The 3,666-nt window shown below is 75.3% G+C and carries 3 protein-coding genes; 2 read left to right on the top strand and 1 reads right to left on the bottom strand.

What is annotated here, in order from left to right; translation table 11 throughout:
- Positions 1-125: 125 nt before the first annotated feature.
- Positions 126-617, bottom strand: coding sequence for an Lrp/AsnC family transcriptional regulator (locus tag ACFU5F_RS42125; protein WP_383898960.1), 492 nt, complete (start codon positions 615-617; stop codon positions 126-128).
- A gap of 270 nt (positions 618-887) precedes the next feature.
- Here ACFU5F_RS42125 and ACFU5F_RS42120 point away from each other — a divergent pair, with 270 nt between their 5' ends.
- Together ACFU5F_RS42120 and ACFU5F_RS42115 are read left to right on the top strand one after the other, a co-directional pair.
- Positions 888-2,444, top strand: coding sequence for an FUSC family protein (locus ACFU5F_RS42120; protein WP_383898958.1), 1,557 nt, complete (start codon positions 888-890; stop codon positions 2,442-2,444).
- A 50-nt stretch (positions 2,445-2,494) separates the two neighbouring features.
- Positions 2,495-3,541, top strand: a complete 1,047-nt coding sequence (locus ACFU5F_RS42115) for a lactonase family protein (protein ID WP_383898956.1) — start codon at positions 2,495-2,497, stop codon at positions 3,539-3,541.
- Positions 3,542-3,666 lie beyond the last annotated feature (125 nt).

Below are 3,666 nucleotides of genomic sequence, written 5' to 3'. Positions count from 1 at the left end.
GCCCGGTTCGCCGCCCCCTTCGGCGAACCGGGCTGCTCCCGTCACCGCGTCGAGGCCCCGCCGTCGGCCGGCCGGTGTCCGTGCGTACGCCCGCATCGCAGCCGGGGGCGCCCGCTCCCGGCCGCTCAGTTCCGCGTGGCCGCCCGGCCCGCCGCCGCGCCGATCGACTCCACCAGCGGCGACAGCCGGTGGGGCACCCGCTCCCTGAGCGCGACCTCCGTGCGCGTGCGCACGACGCCCGGAAGACTGATCAGTGCCTGGATGACGTCCTCCAGATGCGCGTTGTCCCGGGCCACGACCCGGGTCAGCAGATCGCCGCCACCGGTGATCGAGAAGGCTTCGATGATCTCAGGCACTGCTGCCAACGCGTCCCCCACGTCGTCCAGGTGCCCCTGCGTCACCTCGATGTGCACGAACGCCAGCACGGGATGGCCGAGCGCGGCGGGGGAGAGGAACGGCCCCGTGCCCGTGATCACGCCCTCGCGTTCCAGCCGGTCGAGGCGGGCCTGCAGCGTGCCCCGGGCGACGCCGAGGATGCGGGCGTACTCGCGCACGCTGGTGCGCGGCCGGTCCAGCAGCAGCCGCAGGATGCGGGTGTCGAGCTCGTCCACCGCCATGGTCCGTTGGCCTCCCTCTGTCATCCGCCGCCCAGGGCCGACTGTACCAATGGCCCAGTGAGCGGCACGCCGGTTGAGCCATCGGGCCTCCGGTGCTTTCCTGATGACCATCGATGGCGCCGCGCAGCGCAGGACGGCAATGAGGCCGGTCCGTGCCCGCGGCGCCCTTTCCATGCCGTGGAGGCGTGGAAAGGGCTCCAGTGGCCGGGCTTCAGGGGCCCGTCCGGGCCGAAACGAACGGGAGAGGGCGGGCGGCCGGCGGTGAAGAGGATGTTCATGGCTCCGGACCCGGGGCGCCTGAGGCTGCGGGTCGCGCTGCGGGCGGTGCTGGGCATCTCTCTCGCGGTGGCCTCGGCGGAGACGGCCGGACTGTCGCTGACGGCCTCGATCACCGGCGGGCTCGCGGCACTCCTCGCTCTCTTCACGGTCACCGATGCCACCGTGCGCGGCCAGGTGCTCACCACCGCCCTGCTGCCCGCCGCGGGCTTCCCGGTCCTGGCCCTCGCGACCGTGCTGCACGACGTGCCGGCGCTGCGCGACGTGGTCTGGCTGGTGGTGATCTTCTGCGGTGTGCACGCCCGCCGCTGGGGGCCGCGCGGCCACGCGCTCGGCATTTTCGCCTTCATGACCTTCTTCGTCACCCAGTTCCTGCACGCCGTCCCCGGCCAGCTGCCGGAGCTGTACGCGGCGATGACCCTCGCACTGGCGGCCACCTCGGCCGTGCGCTTCGGCGTCTGGTGCGTCGAGCGGCGCTTCCCGCCACCGGCGGCCCCCGCCCCGGGCGACGGCCGCGGACTCGCCCGGTCCACCACCCGCCAGGCCTTCCAGACGAGCGCCGCCTGCGCCTTCGCCATGGCCGTCGGGCAGGTCCTGTCGCAGGAGCGCTGGTACTGGGCCGTCGGCACCGCCTGGTGGATCTTCGTGAACACCACCTCGCGCGGTGAGACCCTGGTCCGGGGTTTCCGCCGCCTCCTCGGCACGGTCACCGGCATCCTCGTCGGCCTCCTGGTCGCCGTCCCCCTGCACGGCGCCCCGGCCCCGACCGCCGCGCTGGTGGCGCTCTGCGTGTTCGGGATCTTCTACACCGCCGCGGTGTCGTACTCCTGGATGATGCTGTGCGTCACCGTCATGGCGGCCCTGCTCTACGGCCTCCTCGGCGTCCTCGACCCCGCGCTCCTCGGCCTCCGTCTCGCTCAGACCGGGGTCGGCGCGCTCGGCGCCGCGCTCGCCGTGGCGGTGATCCTCCCCGTCACCACGCACGCCGTGACCGACCGGTGGGTGGGACGGGCCCTGCACGCGGTGCGCGACTGCACCGCGACGGCGGCCCGGAGCCTGGCGGGGGACCCCGACGCGGACCCGGCGCCGCACGTGGCGGAACTCGAGGCGCTCCTCGGACGCGTACGGCTGTCCCTCGGGCCCCTGGTCCACCCGCTGAACCCGCTGCGCCCGCGCAAGGAGAGGGCCCGCCGGGTGCTCGCCCTGCTCGACGACTGTGCCCGCGAGGTCCGGGGGCTCGGGGAGGCCGTGCGGGCCACCCGCGACGGACACGGGACGGCACGCACACCCCACCCCGTGGCTGCCGGAGCCGACCCGGACGCCTCCCACGAGGCCCTCCTCACCGCTGCCTGCCGCCGCGTCGAATCGGCCGTGGAGACGCTGGTCGGCGCGCTGCCCGACCGCCCCGCCCCGGCACACGCCTGCGCCTCGCACCCCGGCCGCCACCCCGGCGTGGAACAGGCCCTCGCGCACCTCCACGGCCTGGAACGCGCCTTGGCGGACCTCGCCCCTCCGCTGCGCGGCTCGACCCTCGTGCGGACTTTGGTCTAGACCTGCTGCTACTCTTCGCCCGCACACCGGGCGAGCGGGAGGGGACGGCAGTGACGACAGCGCCTCGGGCGGAGGGCGGACGGCGGCCACGACGGGCCTACATCGGGTCGTTCACCTCGGCGGGCGGCCTCGGCGTCCTCACCGCCGCCGTGGACGAGGAGAGCGGAGCGCTGACCGTCATCGGCGGCGCGGACGACGTCCCCGACCCGTCCTACCTCGCCCTCTCCCCGGACGGTTCCACCCTCTACGCGGTCGGCGAGCGGCCCGAGGGAACCGTGGCCGCCTACCGGGTGACCGGCGACAGGCCCGAGTTGACCGGACTCCCCGTGGCGGTGGGCGGCGGCCCCACGCATCTGTGTCTGCACGCCGGCCACGTGCTGACCGCCGACCACGGCTCCGGCAGCGTCACCGCCGTCCCCCTGCGCCCCGACGGCACCCTCGCCCCCTCCGCGTCCGGCACGCTCCGGCACACCGGCTCGGGTCCCGGCGCCCCCCGTCGTGCCCCGCACGCCCACCAGGTGGTCTCCGCCCCGGACGGCCGCCACTTCCTGAGCGTCGACCTCGGCACGGACTCGGTGCGGGTGTGCGCGCTGGCGGACGGCGTCCCCGTCGTGCTTCACGAGACGGCCCTGCGGCCGGGCTCGGGGCCGCGCCACCTCGCCCTCCACCCGCACCGGCCGATCGCGCTCGTGCTGAACGAACTCGCCGCCACGGTCACGGTGTGCCGCTGGAACGCCCCTGACGGCCCGCTGGAGGCAGTGGGAGAGACCTCGGTGCTCCCGGAGGCACCCGAGGGCGACGCGTACCCCTCGGGCATCGTCACGTCACCCGACGGGCGTTTCGTCTGGACGGCCACCCGCGGCGCGGACGTCCTCTCGGTGCTCGCCGTCGAGGACGCCGGGCTGCGCCTGGTCGCCACCGTGCCCTGCGGCGGCCACTGGCCGCGCGCCCTCGCCCACGCGGCCGGGACGCTGTACGTGGCCAACGAACGGTCGGGCGACGTCACCTGGTTCAGGGTGGACCCGGAGACGGGTATACCGGTGCGCGGCGGCTCGATCGAGGCGCCGGCGGCCTCGTGCATCGTCCTCGACATCTGAGTCCTGGACATCTGAGCCCGCCCTGGATGTCTGAGCCCCGGCCGCCAGAGGGCGACCCGGACACGGCCGAGGGCCCCCACCAGGGCGGGGGGGCGGGCCACCGGCCGGCCGGGGCCCGGGCGGCT

The sequence above is a fragment of the Streptomyces sp. NPDC057438 genome (assembly GCF_042802995.1).
In the GTDB taxonomy this organism is placed as follows: domain Bacteria; phylum Actinomycetota; class Actinomycetes; order Streptomycetales; family Streptomycetaceae; genus Streptomyces.
Note: the sequence above shows the minus strand (reverse complement) of the source record. Positions and strands in the feature narration are given on the sequence as shown.